We start from the raw sequence: 14,761 nt of genomic DNA, 5'->3' as shown, positions 1-14,761 counted from the left end.
ACGTGCCTGCCGGATAGGTAGCATGGAGGGGAAATCTTTTGCGAGCAGGGAAGGGAAGCGAGCACATGAGCCCGAAGATTTCTGCGCCGTCGGTACGCGAGCACAAGTCGATGATGTTCGAAAAGCTGGTGGATAGCGCGGAGGATGTGCTGCGTAACGAAGGCCCGTCGGCGCTCACGGCGGGCGTGGTGGCCAAGGCTGCGGGAATTGCCCGCAACTCGATCTATCGCTACGTCGATTCTGTGGACGACCTGCGAGTACACGTGTTAGAGCGCTATATTCCGGGTTGGGTGGAACGCCTCGAGCAGGCGATCGCTGAGCACGACGAACCCTACGAACGCCTCGAAACACTCATCAGTCTCAGCTTGGATATTGGCGCGGAGGCCGGCCATCAGTGGATGGTTGACGTGCTCACCGTGGGAGCCGGCCGCGGGAAGAAGCCGGAGCATCCGGCCACCGGCGAGGAAATCCAGGCACGCTCGGGTGCAGTGATGAATTTCCACCAAGAGCTTGCGCGCAACATTATGGAACTGTGGCAAGAACTCACTCCCGAGCAGGCCACGATCAATTCCCGCATGACCCGCTCGATGCTCGACGCCGGCCTCAAACTCCTCGACGCCGGCCACGACCTCGCGCAGGTCAAAGCCACGTCCCTACGCGTCCTCGCGGCGCTCGCGAACGTTGACTGACCGCCTCATCGCCCGTCCGCCGGATTTACCGGTCGCTGCGGGGCTCGCGGATATCGCGGCGCAGACCGGCAACGTGGTGGTCACCGCTCCGCCCGGTTCCGGCAAAACAACTCTCGTGCCGCCGCTGTTCGCCAAGATACTTGCCGACGACGCCGTGGGGTCGGCGAGCCCCGGTGTGCTGGCCGGTGTCGTGGGTGTGGATCGTAACGCTGGCGGGGATGGAACCACCGCCGCGGGCGCTGCTGCTTCGGGCGCGGCGGGTGCGGCCGGCCGGAAGGTGATCGTCGTGCAGCCGCGCAGGGTGGCGGCCCGGGCTGCGGCACGCAGGATCGCGGCGCTGATCGGTGAGCCGGTGGGCAGGCAGGTTGGGTTCCGGGTGCGCGGGGAAACGAAACCTGGCACGCGGATTGAGATGGTGACGCCCGGCGTCGTGCTACGAATGCTGCACGCCGAACCGGACCTGCCGGGCGTGGGCGCGCTCATCATCGACGAAATACACGAACGGGACCTCGACACCGATCTCGTCACCGCCTTTGCCCTCGACGTGCAGGAAACCCTGCGACCGGATCTGCGGATCGTGGCCATGTCGGCCACGTTGGCGGCCGAGCAGGTGGCCGAGCTCATCGGCGGCACGGTGGTGGACGTGCCGGGCGCGATCCACCCCGTGGAGGTGACGGAGAAACTTGGCCCGCGGGCGCTCGGCGACGTCGGCTATGGGATTACCGTGACCCGCGAGTTTTTGGCCCATGTTGCGGGTGTGGTTCGCGAGGCGGCGGCGAGGCCGGGCTCCACGCTCGTGTTCCTGCCGGGCGTGGGGGAGATTAACCGGGTGCGCCAGCTGCTTGCGGGCGCGCCGCTGCCGGTGATGGCGCTGCATGGCCAGTTGAGTTCGCGCGACCAGGACGCCGTTCTGGGCAGCGCCGAGGACCGGATTATTTTGGCGACGGCGGTGGCCGAATCTTCGCTGACGGTGCCGGGCGTGCGGACCGTGGTCGATTCCTGTTTGGCGCGTGAGCCGCGGTTTGATCCGCGCACGGGGATTTCCGAGCTGGTGACGGTCCATGCGTCGCGTGCACGGATGACCCAGCGGGCCGGGCGAGCTGGACGCGAAGGGCTGGGGCGGGCGTATCGCTGTTTGGCATTCGCGCCGGCGGCCGAGTTTTCTGAGCCGGAGATTCTGTGTGCGGACGTGACGGATGTGCTGTTGCAGTCGGCGGCGTGGGGCAACCCTCGAATGGACGGCTTGCGGCTCCTCGACCGGCCGCGCCCGGCTGCCGTTGACGCCGCCGAGCGCACCTTGCGCGGCCTGGGCGCAATTGACGACGACGGCGCGATCACTGCCGCTGGCCGCGCGCTTGTCGACGTGCCGGCCTCCCCGCAGCTGGCGCGCGGACTGATCGCAGGCGCTCGAGCCGTGGGCGTGGATACCGCCGCGGGCGTCATCGCGCTGCTGAATCTCGGCGTGCGGGCGGCAGGCTCCGACCTTGCCGCTGAACTGCGCGGCGCCGGGAAGAACCGGGAATGGACGGCCGAAAAGCGGCGGCTCGCCACGATCGCTACGGAGCATCTGGGCGCTGAGCGTCTGGGCGCAGAGCATCTGAGCGCTGAAGCGGGCGCAGAACATTCAGGCGCGGGGAAGCGAAACACGCAAGGGGCGAGCCTGGCAAGTCAGGATGAGGCGATTGCCGACGTCGTCGCGCGTGCGTATCCCACGTGGATAGCCCGCCGCCGTGGGCGCGGATATCTGCTGGCGAACGGCGCGGGAGCCACGCTGCCCGATGGGAGTCCGCTGGAAGGCTCGCCGTGGCTGGCCGTCGCCGAACTGAGCGGCGGGCAGGGGCGTGCCGACGCCGTTATCCGCGCGGCCGTGCCCATCGAGCAAGACGCGGCACTAGAGGCGGGGGCGGACATGCTGACCGAGCGCCTCGAAGTGGAGGTCGCGGGAACGAAGGTCACCGGGCGGACCGTGCGATCCCTGGGCGCCATCGAGATCGCGAGCGCGCCCGCGAAGCTCACCCGGCAGCAGGTGGCCCGAGCGCGCGCGGACGATATCGCGAACCGGGGGATTGGCACGCTGGACTGGAGTGAGTCGGCCACGCGGCTACGGGAGCGGATGGCGTTTGTGCGTGACGTCGTCGGCGATCCGTGGCCGGACGTGTCGGATACCGGGCTGGCGCAGCGCGTCGACGAGTGGCTCACCCCGCAGTTGGGCGCCGCGTGTCCGGACCTGGTGGCCGGGCTGCGGGCGTTGTTGCCGTGGCCGGAGGCCGCGAACTTTGACGAGCTTGCCCCGGAGCGGATTGCCACCCCGATGGGAACGGCGAAAGTGGACTATTCGAGCGGTAAGCCGACCGTGCGGTTGCGCATCCAGGAAGCCTTCGGGTGGGCGCGAACGCCGGAACTTGCCTGCGTGCCGGTGACGTTGGAGCTGCTCTCCCCGGCGCAGCGGCCGCTCGCGATCACCGACGACCTCGCCTCATTTTGGGCCGGCCCCTACAAAGACGTGCGGGCTGACATGCGCGGGCGCTATCCGCGCCACCCGTGGCCGGAGGATCCGCTCCGCGCCGAGCCCACGCGGCGTGCCAACAAGAAACGCCCGCGCGGCACGTAACATAGACCCATGCTGTTGCACCGCGACCTCCACGTCGGCCACGAACCCCTCCTCGACTGCCACTACTATGCGGCCGCCGAATGCCGTTCGTGCACGCTCATCACCACCCCGCAAGACGTGCAGCTCGCCCGCAAACAGGCGCGCGCCGAAGAACTCATCCTCGCGGCGCAGTGGCTGCCACCGCACGCGTCGGCCCGCGAGGTGTTCCGCAACAAGGTCAAACTCGCTGTGTCGGGCACGCCCGGTTCGCCGCGGCTCGGCATTATTGATCACGACGGCGTGGGCCACGACCTGCGCGAGTGCCCCCTCCCCACACCCGGCATCCAGGAGGCAACCCCGGCGCTCGCCCAGTTCGTCGCCGAGTGCGGCTTCAGCCCGTACAACCCGCGTACCAACACCGGTGAACTCAAATTCATCATCATCACCGAATCGCCGGACGGGGAGCTTATGGTGCGATTCGTCGCCAAACGCCGGGGCATACAAGGCATGCTATTCAAAAAGCTTGCCCGCCTGCGCGAGCTCGTGCCGGCCGCCCGCGTCATCTCCCTCAACGTACAACCGGAACGCAAGGCGATTATCGAAGGCCCCGAGGAGATCGTGATTTCTGACGACGACGTGCTGCCCATGCGCCTGCAGGTTGCCGGCCAGGAACTCGAGCTTTTGCTACGCCCGCAGTCCTTCTTCCAGACCAACACCGACGGCGCCGAAACCCTCTACACGCGGGCCGTCGAATGGCTGGCCGAGACTAGCACCGCGTGGGACCTCTACTGCGGGGTGGGCGGGTTCGCGTTGGCGCTCGCGGCGAGGGGCGTGGACGTCGTCGGCGTGGAAACACAAGAGCAGGCCGTGGCGGCAGCACAGGCGGCGGCAGAGCGGCTACGGGACGTGGCCGGCACGCAGGTGAATGCCCAGTTTATTGCGGCCGACGCTACCGAGTGGGCGCGCGCCCAAGCCGGTGCACAGGGCAGGCTGCCGGACGCGATCGTCGTCAACCCGCCGCGCCGCGGAATCGGCGCCGAGCTGGCGGGCTGGCTCAACGACGCCGGGCCGGCCACAGTGCTCTATTCTTCATGCAACGCGGCCAGCCTTGCCGCCGACCTTGCACGGATGCCGGCCTACGGCGTCGTCAAAGCCCAAGTGGTGGACATGTTTCCGCACACCCGCCACTTCGAGGTGATTGCCCTGCTCGAGCGGTAATAGTGGTTAGTCGACTACCTTATTTCCGCCGTGAATAAGGTCTTCATAATGGGTGTCCATGTATGAACCTTTAACCACGTGAACATCGACACCCAGCAAGAACAAAGCACCATCTTCTATCTCTTCAGGTTCAGCTTCTTCTGGGAAATAGAAAGATTCAAAACTCTCGCTATATAGGCCGTTATATCCGATCGTTTTAATGGCTTTAGGAATCGTGAACTCAGTCAACCCAGTTAAGTAAAACGCTTCCGATCCAATTGACTCAACGTTTTCGCTGAGCGTCAATTCGGTGAGCTGCGGGGTATTGATAAAAGCCGTGTTTTTGATCTCAGTGACGCTATTACCCATTGTCACCTTCTTTAAGCCTTTGCAGTGTGAAAACGCTGACTGTCCAATAACTTTGACGTTCTCAGGAATTGTTATTTCTTCCAGACTTTCCGTACTGGCAAAGGAGTAATCGCCTATTTCAGTCAAGCCGCTAGGTAGCTCAACGTGCTTAAGGTTCGGCGCCCCATAAAAAGCTTGATATAGTTCAATATCCTCGTCGCTCTCAAAAACAACGGTGTCTATTTGGCTGTCTTGCAATAGCGGCCCCGTTATTCCTTTGGCTCTTTTGGGAATGACCAAGGTTCCGGATGTAGGAGCCTCGTCTTTCTTCAAGGCGAGAATGTTGTCATCTTCCCACAGAAAGTAGTCCTCATTGGCCTCGCCGGAAGAAACACTTGTTTTCTCTTGGCGGTCTCCACCTTGGCTGTCTTCGCTTCCGCCACATGCGCTCAAGGTAATCACCAGCGCAGACGCTAAAACTATTCTGAAGAGATTCTTAATTATGAGCATTTTTCCTCCTCTATAAGTAAGGCTAATCCCCGCAGATCCTGCCACCAAAATGCTGAGGTGAATTGTTGGTCAGTGTTTACCTTGTGTTTGGCATCTGTAAAACTGGCAGGCGGGGCTCGCGCGGAGGTTATCGGCGAGGCGAGGTCCGCAGCCAGGGCTCACAGTGTGCGGAGGACGGGATGCGGGCGGCGATGTCGGAGGGCCATGGCAGGATTAGACTGTGGAACAGACCAACGGGAAAGATCAGCGAAGGAGAGCTCATGATTCGCGTGGCGATTAACGGATATGGAAACCTTGGCCGGGGCGCCGAAATCGCGCTCAGCCACACCACGGACATGGAGTGTGTGGCCGTGTTTACCCGGCGCGATCCGGGCTCGCTCGTCACGCAGGGTGCGCCAGTCGCACACGTGTCCGACATGGCCGACTACGTGGGCAAGGTGGACGTCGTGCTCAACTGTGGGGGATCGGCGTCGGACCTGGGCACGCAGGGCCCGCAGGTGGCGCGCATGTTCGACACCGTCGATTCCTTTGATACGCACGCGAAGATTCCCGAACACTTCGCCGCACTCGACGCGGCCGCGAAGGAGGCAGGCACGCTCGCGCTGATCTCCGCCGGATGGGACCCCGGCCTGTTCTCAATGCTGCGCGTACTCGGCGAATCCGTGCTCCCCACCGGCTCAACCGCCACGTTCTGGGGGCCGGGCGTATCCCAAGGCCATTCGGACGCGATCCGCAGGATCGACGGCGTCGCCGACGCCAAACAGTACACGGTACCCGTCGAAGAGACCGTGCAGGCCGTTAAGGAGGGGCGCGACGTCGAGCTCACCCCGCGGACAATGCACAAGCGGGTGTGCTACGTCGTCGCTGAAGAAGGCGCAGACCAAGCCGAGATTGAGCGGCAGATCGTGACCATGCCGAACTATTTCGCGGACTACGACACCACGGTCAACTTCGTGTCAGCAGGCGAACTTGCGCGTGACCACGCCGGAATCCCGCACGGCGGCCAAGTTATTCGGGCAGGGCAGACGAGCGAGGGCACCACCAGCTCGGTGACCTTCCAACTCGACTTGGGGTCCAACCCGGAGTTCACCGGGTCAGTGCTTGTCGCCGCAGCGCGCGCCGTGGCACGCAAATCCGCGCGGGGAGAAACCGGGGCGATCACGCTGTTCGACGTCAGCCTTACTGATTTGTCGCCGCACAGCGCGGAAGAGCTACGCAAAAACTACCTGTAAAAGCGCAGGGGAGGACGCCCTCACAGGTTTAAGAGCGAGGCTCCCGCGATGTGCGGCAAGCTTGATGAATCGATTTATGAGTCGGTTATGAGTCGGCAGAGGGCGCAGACACGGAGTCTGCCGAATCTGCCTCGTAAACCTTCGGCGCCGGTGCGGCCTGCCGAGGTTGAGGAGCGGGAGCAACATGCTGCGGTTTAGGAGCCTGCCCGGAGCCACCTCCGGACCCGCCACTACCTCCTGCTCCGCCACTGGAACCGCCACTGCCACCAGAGCTGCCTCCTGTAGCAGCGCCACCAGCACCGGAAGAGCCCGAACCGCCCGCCCCGGTGCCATCAGCACCTGCCGTACCGTCAGGGGAATCGGCGGGATCTTCAGTTGGTAGCTCTGTGGGAGCGGGGATCTTGATAGCAGTGTTGCGGTCGCGCGTCGTCGAATCGTCAGCCATCGCTAAACCAGCCCCCACAGCGATCAAAGCCGCTGCGGCAAGAGAGCCCGTGATGGTCCATATCTTCTTCTGGTCAGCCACGTATCCTCCTAGCTACAAGATGCGTGTTAGCTCTAAGCTACACGAGCAACCGGCAAGGAACCATCCGAAAGCCGACGTTGACACTCCACCGGTGTGAGCGAACGAGCGCCGAATCCCGGCGTCGTTCGCCCACACACGCTTGAGCTTAGGAATTGGCCGACGGTGCCGAGTAGGAAGCAGCCGACACCGGGGACGGCGCCGAGACCGGGGAGGGAGCCGAGTACACGGGAGCCGGAGCCTGACGCTGTGCCGGAGCAGGACGCTGAGCCCGAGCCGGCGACGGAGCCGACGGCGCCGAGTACGCACGAGCCGGAGCAGGAGCCGGAGCCGGGGCAGGAGCCTGGGCGCGGGCCGGAGACGGAGCCGACGGAGCCGACTGGGCACTCACCGTGTTCGGAACCACCGTATTCGTATCGGACGCACTCGGAGCGGAATCCGCGTCGGTGCCTGGCGTCTGCGCATCCGGGTTAGGGATCGTCACGCTCTGATTCTTCGAGTTGTTGTTCGCATCGTTTGCGATCGCCAGACCCGCTCCAGCCGTAATCAGCACGGCTGCTGCCAGCGAGCCGGAAATAGTCCACAGCTTCTTCTTGTTGTTCATCTCAAAACCTTTCTCAATCTCGCGAACCCTTCTGGATCGCTGTTGATACCAGTATGGAAACCGAGTGTGAAAACTTTAAGATGAAGAAAATGAGGATTCTTTAATCCACTTTCATGTGTGCGCGTTGCCGTGTTTGTGCCAGTGTTTCGGCCGGCCTACGTTTGTGCCGGCCGGCCTACGTTAGCGGGTGTGCTAGTTTTCCAAACCGGCTTTCGCGCGGGCTAGCGCGGATTGCACGCGTTCGGCCATGCCGCCCGCTCCGCCGTCGGGAAGATCCGCGACCGGGAACCAGCGCACGTTCTCCGACTCTGATGAGACGACGACGGGCGCGTCCGCATCAGCGAGCGCCACGAAACCCACATCCCAATGTTCCCGGCAGATCGCGCCGAAGCCGCCGCCCAGCTCGTGAATGTCGAAGTCGCAGGGTTCGGGGAGCACGTGGACGAACTCGGCTAGGCCGGACTCTTCGCGCCCCTCGCGCAATGCGGCGTCTGCGAGCGAGGCGTCAGCGCGCTCAAGATGCCCGCCGAACTGCAACCACATTTTCGCCTTCTTATGCTCGGCGAGCAGAATCTGCGACAGGTCAGTAGACAACACAAACAACGACGCCGTAATGTGCCGCGGATGCGTTCCCTTAAACAGGGCGCCCTCACCGTGTTCGAGCACGAGCTCGCGGAAATCGGAGAGCCTGTGTGCAGTGAGCGGGGCGGTGGTGGGCCGTGTGTTTGTGGTGTGGGCGGTGTCGCTGGCGTGGACGGCGTCGGTGGTGGGCCGGGCGTCGTCGTCGCTGGCCTGTGCGGGGTTGCTGGAGCGGACGGCGTCGTTACTGGAGTGGACGGCGTCGTCGTCGCTATCGAAGAAACGCGCGTGCCAACCGGCAAGTTCGGCGGCAACTGAATCCGGGGTCAACATAGGCCAAGCCTACAAGAAGCCTGATCCGGGAGCTGGTTGGTGGCTTCCACCGTAAATTCCGCATGTGCTTGCACGCTCTCTGAAGCCTAGTCAAAAAGAGCGTACTGATCTTTAGTGACGGAAATGTTTATCCGCGCCCCAACAGCAAGCGCATAACCAATGAGAGTTGAAATCTTCGGGTTATTATTAGGGTCCTCGATTTTGGCAACGGCCTGGCGACTAATCATCAATTCGTCTGCCACGTCCTGCTGGCGGAGGTTCCGCTCTTTGCGGATCTTTACGAGTTCTTGCGTAACCTCTCGCAACTGTGAATACATGTCAATCGAATTCGTTACACCAACATCGTTGACATCAACACCAAGCTGATCAAAAATATCCATGGCTCCCCCTTTCTTCATCGTTTTCTACCCATTTCTATTGTGCAACTTTTTAGTTGCATTCCGCTAGTGGTCTTAGGGACTGTTATTGAGGGACCACCAATCATCGGCTCGGAGCAGTGACTCGTCAATGTGGCGGTTCTGCTGATTTAAGCCAAACTGAGAAGCATCTTTCGGCTCGAGCAGCAAGAAAACGATCAGTTCAGGATATGCCGGCTCTGCGAAATACAAACGGAGTCGCTTGCCTTTCAAAAGAATTTTGGGAGGATCAAAACGGTGCTCAAGCCGGACTTCAAGAATCTTGTTGCCGCCACGGGCGAGCTGCTCCACCTCACCAGTCCTGTCCCCATAGCCATCTGTCGTTACTGGGGTCAGTTTGCCAAGGAGTGCGTCGCGGATGGTTGCTATGACGAGACCCTGTATCTGCTTCTTCAATGTGTCTGTCAAGCCGTCGAGTAGCGAGTTAAACTCGCGAGCGAAATTACCGTAATTGCCGTTATAAAGATCTGCGTCGTATTTTGTTCCGTCGCGCGCCATTTTGCATGCGCGTCCGGGAGGCCAATCGAGAGGGATGAAACCGGCACCTTTTCGCATGCTTCCACTTCTTCGCTGTCCTTGGGCTGAGTGAGGTCTTTCCAAATTTAACCTATTTTGGAACCTCGACGAGGCTCTTTCCACAAGAGCGGATTGGGTAATATCCGGAAGGCTTGGCGCGAGTGTGGGGTTGCTACTCGCCGTTCCGGGGGTACCTGTTTCGTTCGCGGGGTAGACAAATCGCCGGATTCGGTACCCCGGGAAGGCAACGTGTACCCCGGGAGTGTAGGGCCGCGGGTACACGTAGAAAAATCGACCCAGCGGGACACCTAAGTCAACCACTGGGCCGAAGCGCGCCCGGAGGGACTCGAACCCCCAACCTTCTGATCCGTAGTCAGACGCTCTATCCGTTGAGCTACGGGCGCTGGTTTCTTAGAACGTCGTTCAGTCTACTCGCCGTACAGTCACAAACGCCAATTGGTAGATAGTGTTTTTGAGCACGGCCACCACCACCCAGTAGCTGGAGTGGCTTGGGGCCAGCGTTTTTAAAAAACACTGGCCCCAAGGCTTCGCGAGTCTATTGCCGCGTCAGAGTTGAATCCCGAGTACGAGTGGTCCGAACACGACAGTCCAGAAGGTGATGAGTACGACGCCGATAACGTTCAGCCACGCACCGGCTTTGACCATTTGTCCAATGGTAATGTACCCAGACCCGTACGCGATCGCGTTTGGCGGTGTGGCCACGGGAAGCATGAACGCACAGGTTGCGGCGAGCGCCACCGGGATGACCAGCAGTTGCACGTCCACGCCCATGCCAATCGCCACTGCGCCGATGATCGGCAGGAACGCTGCGGCGGTAGCGGTGTTCGATGTCATTTCTGTCAGGAGCAGCACGATTCCGGCCACGGCGGCGATGATCACGATCACCGGCAGACCCTCTAGGGCTCCAGCCTTTTCGCCAATCCAGTTCGACAGGCCCGTCTTACCGAAAGCGGCAGACAGCGCCAGGCCGCCACCGAACAGGAGCAGAACGTCCCACGGAATATCCTTTGCGGTCTCCCAGTCGAGGATCGCCACGCCCTCAGAAGGCTTAGCGGGAGTGATGAACAGGACCATGGCGAGGATCATGGCGATAGTCGTGTCGCCAATCGGCCCGTCCGGCCACACGGTCGGGATGATAATCCACGACAGCGCTGCAAGAACGAAGATCGTTGCCACGATCTTCTCCTGCGCAGTCATCGGGCCCATCTTGTCCAGCTCGCCCCTGATGAGCTCCCGCCCACCAGGAATCTCATTCACTTCAGGCTTGTAAAGCCGAATGAGTAGCTGCCAGGCGATCAGAAGGAAAAGCCAAGCCAACGGCGTCGCAAATACCATCCACAAGCCAAAGTTCAACGTGATGTCGTGGTTATCCTGCAGGTAGCCGCGCAAAAGCGTATTCGGCGGAGTGCCGATGAGCGTGGACAGCGACGCGATCGACGCCGCGTACGCAATACCCAGCATGAGCGCGGTACCGAAGTTGGAAAGCTTCTTTTGCCCGCCGGCGTCGTCCACCTGCCCGATGGTGGCCAGCACCGAGATGCCGATGGGGAGCATCATGACGGCCGTCGCCGTGTTCGACACCCACATCGACAGGAAGCCGGTAGCGACCATGAACCCGAGCACGAGACGCGACGGCTTCGTACCAACGGCCAGCACGATTCGTAGCGCGAGCCGGCGGTGGAAGTTCCAGCGCTGCATGGCGAGCGCCAGGAAGAATCCGCCCATGAACAGGAAGATTGTGGAGGAGGCGTACGAGCTGCCGACCTCGGAGTACGTCATAATTCCCATAATCGGGAACACTGTGACCGGCACGAGCGCGGTTGCCGCAAGCGGGATGGCTTCCGTCATCCACCACGCGCCCATGAGGACAGCGACGGCGGCCGTGAGCGCGATCTTGTGGCCGTCAGCTTCGATGTCTTTTTCGGCAAGTTGCGCGACGAGGTCGGCGGAAAGTTCCTTCGGGAAAATGAAGTAGACGACGACGGCGAGCACGAGGCCTAGCGTAAGACCGCCAAGGTGGCGGATCCACGGCCGGCCAGGGGGCATAATTGTTTCGTCAGAGTCATCTAGCTGACCTTGCGATACGTATGAATCCATCTGGAGTTCGGGAGTACTCATGGAGATCCTCTTTTCTGTGTGATGCCAGCTAAGGCTGTGATGCCAGCTAGGCGAGTGGGTGCACGTTCACTGCATCGTTGCCGCAAATTAGTGCGTGTGGGTGAAGCCACATGCCCTGTGAAAACTATACGTGTTCTGGCTAACAGAAAAAGCCTTGATGTCGAGATGTTATCAAATTGTAATGACTCCAAGCTGCGCGGCAGGTTGTCCCCGGAATTTTCAGGGAGTTTCTCTTCCGCTTCTGCTGCTCTCTTCTGTTTCACCTTTGCGGTGCTCTAGAATCTCTGAAAGGGACTTGGAGGTTGTGCCTGCCGATGTGGGCATGGCAACCGTGTTGTCATCAGGATGAGTCCGTCTGGGAAGGTGGTGTTTTGGGTTAATGGACGATGAGCTGCGTAACCGGAATATTGCTTTGTTCTTCGAGGGCTTTTCGTTGGAGGAGGTGCGTGAGGTGCTCGAACAGTTCCCCCGTACGAAGCCGACGGACTATACCGATGATGAGGAGGGTTCTTTTCCTGTTATGGTCGGTTATTCAACGCCTGTTCCTCCTGAGGAGATTCAGGAGTTTGTGAAGGAACGGCTTGGTTATCGGCCGCCGTCTGATAAAGAATTTGAGACGCTGCCCGATCTTGAAAGCGTGCGTGCCTTCGCGCGTACTTAGTTGTGGTGTCGACGTCGGCTAGGCGTGGAGCGCCGTGTGTGACGCCGTTCGAGCTGCGCGATGACATGCGGTTTGGGTAGTTGGTGATGAACGTTGGATAAGCCGGTGCAGTATATCCGTGAGGAAGACAAATATGTTCTTCGTAGTCGTGAGTACTACGAATCGCTTACGCCACGTTCGCTGAGCAAGGCATACTGCATGGAACATGTCGATATTGCGTTAAAACAAGCGGTAGGCGTTTCAAACGAAAAAGAACGCTACTTGCTTCGGATGTTTTCAGGGTGTTCAATTCGCAGCCGAGGCGTATGGTCGATCGATGGCGAGATGAAGCCAAGAGTTATCAGGCCATGCAGTCACGACACGACGGAGAGGAATCGTCTTGAAACGCGGTTGCGGTTGTGCTCGGCACACTCCGCGTAGCAGGTGAGAAGAACGCTGATTTCTACGATTTTGGTAATGAGATGCGGAGATGCAGGGAAACTAAAACACGCCCACTTTTCCGCACTGCGCCAACTCGATAGGTAGAAAAGTACCCCTCACGCCCGGCACGAACGGCCAGAACAGGGCTGCTTAGCTCCTGTTTTTGAGGTCGGTTCTCGCTTCGCGTCCTGGCCGGTTGGCTTGCCAGTGGTCGACGGTTTCGGGCAGCCAGCCGTGGGTGGTGGCGTTGCTTTCGCCGATGACGTCCGGACAGCCATCATGCTCACGTGGAATAAGCCAGATCTGTATCGTATAACTGGAGACCGTTTCGAAGCCAGAAAGATGATAAATATTGTTGTGGTGCATGTGAGCGTGGATGACAAAGACACCGAGGTTTCCGCGCTGCTTATACGCTCGGAGGAACAGGTGTATTTATTGACATCCTAGATGGTGAAACGCCTAGAGACGTTCCCCTGATTGGGATTCGGAGAAAAACAGATGGAAAAAGATATAGACACAGACGATTTGCTGGAGCTGTTGAATACACATGTTTTTCCCTTGTTGAAAAGAAAATATCAGTGCGTGATAGAAGATGATAGAGTTTCAGTTGACATTGCGATGGAAGTCGACGATTTTCTCCAATTTGCCCTTCTCGACGGCGTGAGAATCTCTGATGACATTCTTGATGTTGCAGAGGCTGAGGTGCGTGGTGGTTGGGATCCGGAGTTGACTGAGCGGACGCTCGGCTGGATCGCCAAGCATCGAGAGAAGAATGCTGGTGCTTAGCGAATAGCAGTAAATGTTCGTTCCGCCTTTTTCTGAGTGGGCTTACTTTCATGATGCAGGTGGTAGAGTGTAGGGGAAGATCCCCGGAGGTTTTCCGAGGTCTTCCTGAAGGTGTTTAGTCCTTCTTCTTGTTGGAGAGGATTGCCACGATAATGGTTCCGATTCCCACTAGCGTGGCTCCTACTCCTTCAAGTAGTTTCCCTGCTTTTCATCCGCGTATTGCCCAATTGCCTATAATTTCTTGCAAAGGGTTTTCGGTTATGCCGACGGATGTCGGAGGCGAATTTGCATCGTTGCCGGGCTGGGGCGGTCTGTGAAGGTGGTGTTTTGGGTTCATGAGCGATGAGCTGCGTAATCGACAGTTTGAATTATTTTTCGAGGGCTTTTCGTTGGAGGAGGTGCGTGAGGTGCTCGAACAGTTCCCCCGCACAAAACCGACAGACTATTTTGATGATGAGGATGTTCCTTTCCCAATTATGGTCGGTTATTCAACGGCTGTTCCGCCTGAGGAAATTCAGGAGTTTGTGAAGGAGCGGTTAGGCTATCGCCCTCCGACGGACGAACAATTGGAGGAACTTGGAAGCTTTGATGATGTGCGCGCCTTCACACGCACTTAGTAGCGGTGTGTATCCCCTCTACGATATGGGCATGGCAACCGTGTTGTCGTCGGGCTGGGTCGGTCTGGGAAGGTGGTGTTTTGGGTTCATGAGCGATGAGCTTCCAAATCGACAGTTTGAATTATTTTTCGAGGGCTTTTCGTTGGACGAGGTGCGTGAGGTGCTCGAACAGTTTCCCCGCACAAAGCCGACGGACTATTTCGACGAGGAGGAAGGCCCTTTTCCGATTATGGTCGGTTATTCAACGGCTGTTCCGCCTGAGGAGATTCAGGAGTTTGTGAAAGAACGGCTTGGTTATCGGCCGCCGTCTGATGACGATTTTGATACGTATCCTGATCTTGAAAGTGTGCGGGCCTTTACGCGCACCTAGCGTCGGCGAAATGAGTGTGCGGTGGGAGGATCTGACATGACATTGTTCGCCAGACTAATCGTTTATGAGAACGTCACGTTTCCGCGTCTTTTTCAACTGCGCGATGACGTGCACTGTTGCGTAGTTGGTGATGAACGTTGGATAAGCCGGTGCAGTATATCCGTGAGGCAGACAAATATGTTCTTCGTAGTCGTGAGTACTACGAATCGCTTACACCTCGCTCGCTGAGCA

16 protein-coding genes and 1 tRNA gene are annotated in these 14,761 nt (G+C 59.7%); 8 read left to right on the top strand and 9 right to left on the bottom strand.

Annotated features, from left to right (window positions below):
* Window positions 1–65: 65 nt before the first annotated feature.
* From EL234_RS04870 to EL234_RS04860, 3 genes are read left to right on the top strand one after another with little or no spacing between them, the layout of a single operon-like run.
* Window positions 66–689 (top strand): TetR/AcrR family transcriptional regulator, encoded by a 624-nt coding sequence (locus tag EL234_RS04870; RefSeq protein ID WP_126416410.1) that lies wholly within the window; start codon window positions 66–68, stop codon window positions 687–689.
* Window positions 682–3,300: an ATP-dependent helicase HrpB gene (hrpB, locus tag EL234_RS04865; RefSeq protein WP_126416409.1), complete on the top strand. Its 2,619-nt coding sequence runs from the start codon at window positions 682–684 to the stop codon at window positions 3,298–3,300. Before EL234_RS04870 ends, hrpB begins: the two co-directional genes overlap by 8 nt.
* A gap of 9 nt (window positions 3,301–3,309) precedes the next feature.
* Window positions 3,310–4,497, top strand: coding sequence for a class I SAM-dependent methyltransferase (locus EL234_RS04860; RefSeq protein ID WP_126416408.1), 1,188 nt, complete (start codon window positions 3,310–3,312; stop codon window positions 4,495–4,497).
* A gap of 6 nt (window positions 4,498–4,503) precedes the next feature.
* Here EL234_RS04860 and EL234_RS04855 read toward each other — a convergent pair whose 3' ends face one another.
* Window positions 4,504–5,334, bottom strand: coding sequence for a leucine-rich repeat domain-containing protein (locus EL234_RS04855; RefSeq protein WP_126416407.1), 831 nt, complete (start codon window positions 5,332–5,334; stop codon window positions 4,504–4,506).
* A 260-nt stretch (window positions 5,335–5,594) separates the two neighbouring features.
* On the opposite strand from EL234_RS04855, the gene EL234_RS04850 reads away from it, so the two are divergent.
* Window positions 5,595–6,566: a diaminopimelate dehydrogenase gene (locus tag EL234_RS04850; protein ID WP_126416406.1), complete on the top strand. Its 972-nt coding sequence runs from the start codon at window positions 5,595–5,597 to the stop codon at window positions 6,564–6,566.
* 85 nt (window positions 6,567–6,651) lie between these two features.
* On the opposite strand, the gene EL234_RS09325 is transcribed toward EL234_RS04850, so the two are convergent.
* The 7 genes from EL234_RS09325 to EL234_RS04810 form a co-directional block, all read right to left on the bottom strand.
* Window positions 6,652–7,092 (bottom strand): hypothetical protein, encoded by a 441-nt coding sequence (locus tag EL234_RS09325; RefSeq protein WP_164712366.1) that lies wholly within the window; start codon window positions 7,090–7,092, stop codon window positions 6,652–6,654.
* Window positions 7,093–7,237: 145 nt separating this feature from the next.
* A complete protein-coding gene (locus EL234_RS09405) occupies window positions 7,238–7,693 on the bottom strand; it encodes a hypothetical protein (protein WP_197718408.1) in 456 nt (151 codons plus the stop codon).
* Between the two features lie 192 nt (window positions 7,694–7,885).
* A complete protein-coding gene (locus EL234_RS04835) occupies window positions 7,886–8,605 on the bottom strand; it encodes an NUDIX hydrolase (RefSeq protein ID WP_164712364.1) in 720 nt (239 codons plus the stop codon).
* Window positions 8,606–8,691: 86 nt separating this feature from the next.
* Window positions 8,692–8,985 (bottom strand): helix-turn-helix domain-containing protein, encoded by a 294-nt coding sequence (locus tag EL234_RS04825; protein WP_164712362.1) that lies wholly within the window; start codon window positions 8,983–8,985, stop codon window positions 8,692–8,694.
* Window positions 8,986–9,057: 72 nt separating this feature from the next.
* Window positions 9,058–9,576, bottom strand: coding sequence for a hypothetical protein (locus EL234_RS04820; protein ID WP_126416403.1), 519 nt, complete (start codon window positions 9,574–9,576; stop codon window positions 9,058–9,060).
* Window positions 9,577–9,868: 292 nt separating this feature from the next.
* A tRNA-Arg gene (locus tag EL234_RS04815) sits at window positions 9,869–9,941 on the bottom strand.
* 163 nt (window positions 9,942–10,104) lie between these two features.
* The gene (locus tag EL234_RS04810) at window positions 10,105–11,676 is read right to left on the bottom strand and encodes an SLC13 family permease (RefSeq protein ID WP_126416402.1); all 1,572 of its coding nucleotides are present in this window, start codon (window positions 11,674–11,676) and stop codon (window positions 10,105–10,107) included.
* A gap of 379 nt (window positions 11,677–12,055) precedes the next feature.
* Between EL234_RS04810 and EL234_RS04805 the strand changes: the two genes are divergently transcribed.
* A complete protein-coding gene (locus EL234_RS04805; protein WP_126416401.1) occupies window positions 12,056–12,337 on the top strand; it encodes a hypothetical protein in 282 nt (93 codons plus the stop codon).
* A gap of 570 nt (window positions 12,338–12,907) precedes the next feature.
* Here EL234_RS04805 and EL234_RS04800 read toward each other — a convergent pair.
* A complete protein-coding gene (locus EL234_RS04800) occupies window positions 12,908–13,123 on the bottom strand; it encodes a hypothetical protein (protein ID WP_126416400.1) in 216 nt (71 codons plus the stop codon).
* A gap of 132 nt (window positions 13,124–13,255) precedes the next feature.
* Between EL234_RS04800 and EL234_RS04795 the strand changes: the two genes are divergently transcribed.
* The 3 genes from EL234_RS04795 to EL234_RS04785 all read left to right on the top strand — a co-directional run bounded on the left by EL234_RS04795 (window position 13,256) and on the right by EL234_RS04785 (window position 14,530).
* Complete coding sequence (locus EL234_RS04795) at window positions 13,256–13,543, top strand: hypothetical protein (protein ID WP_126416399.1); 288 nt, start codon at window positions 13,256–13,258, stop codon at window positions 13,541–13,543.
* Between the two features lie 335 nt (window positions 13,544–13,878).
* Window positions 13,879–14,160: a hypothetical protein gene (locus EL234_RS04790; RefSeq protein ID WP_126416398.1), complete on the top strand. Its 282-nt coding sequence runs from the start codon at window positions 13,879–13,881 to the stop codon at window positions 14,158–14,160.
* Window positions 14,161–14,248: 88 nt separating this feature from the next.
* A complete protein-coding gene (locus tag EL234_RS04785) occupies window positions 14,249–14,530 on the top strand; it encodes a hypothetical protein (RefSeq protein WP_126416397.1) in 282 nt (93 codons plus the stop codon).
* The last annotated feature ends 231 nt before the right edge of the window (window positions 14,531–14,761 follow it).

It is taken from the genome of Trueperella bialowiezensis, assembly GCF_900637955.1.
GTDB classification, from domain to species: Bacteria; Actinomycetota; Actinomycetes; order Actinomycetales; family Actinomycetaceae; genus Trueperella; species Trueperella bialowiezensis.
Note: the sequence above shows the minus strand (reverse complement) of the source record. Positions and strands in the feature narration are given on the sequence as shown.